This window comes from Mesorhizobium sp. M7A.F.Ca.CA.004.04.2.1, from assembly GCF_004022825.1.
Taxonomy (GTDB): domain Bacteria; phylum Pseudomonadota; class Alphaproteobacteria; order Rhizobiales; family Rhizobiaceae; genus Mesorhizobium.
Window position 1 is genome coordinate 1 of record NZ_RZPH01001700.1, and the last position, 577, is coordinate 577.

Consider the following 577-nt stretch of genomic DNA (forward strand, 5'->3'; position numbering starts at 1 on the left):
CCGAAGGCACGAACGCGCCTTCCATGCGCTCGCGCTGCAGGCGCAGCATCATCACCACATCGGCGTCCTTGAGGCCCTCGGCCATCGAGCGGGTGACGATGACGCCCATCTTCTCGATGCCGGTGGGCAGAAGCGTCGACGGTGCGACGACGCGCACCTGCGCGCCGAGCGCGTTGAGCAGCATGATGTTGGAACGTGCCACGCGCGAATGCAGGATGTCGCCGCAGATTGCCACGATGAGCTTCGACAGCGGGCCCTTGGCGCGACGAATGGTCAGCGCATCGAGCAGCGCCTGTGTCGGGTGTTCATGCGCGCCGTCGCCGGCATTGACGACGGAGCAGCCGACCTTCTGCGCCAGAAGCGCGGCCGCACCGGCCGATTGGTGACGGATGATCAATATGTCGGGCCGCATCGCATTCAGCGTCATCGCCGTATCGATGAGCGTTTCGCCCTTCTTCACCGAAGAGCTTGCCACCGACATGTTCATCACATCGGCGCCGAGCCGCTTTCCGGCCAACTCGAACGACGACTGCGTGCGCGTCGAGGCTTCATAAAAGAGGTTGATCTGTGTGCGGCC

At 64.1% G+C, this 577-nt stretch carries 1 protein-coding gene; it reads right to left on the bottom strand.

Going from position 1 to position 577, the window contains the following annotated elements; translation table 11 throughout:
• Positions 1 to 577: aspartate carbamoyltransferase catalytic subunit (locus EN893_RS37075; RefSeq protein ID WP_128362311.1), on the bottom strand; the 577-nt coding region annotated here is incomplete at both ends.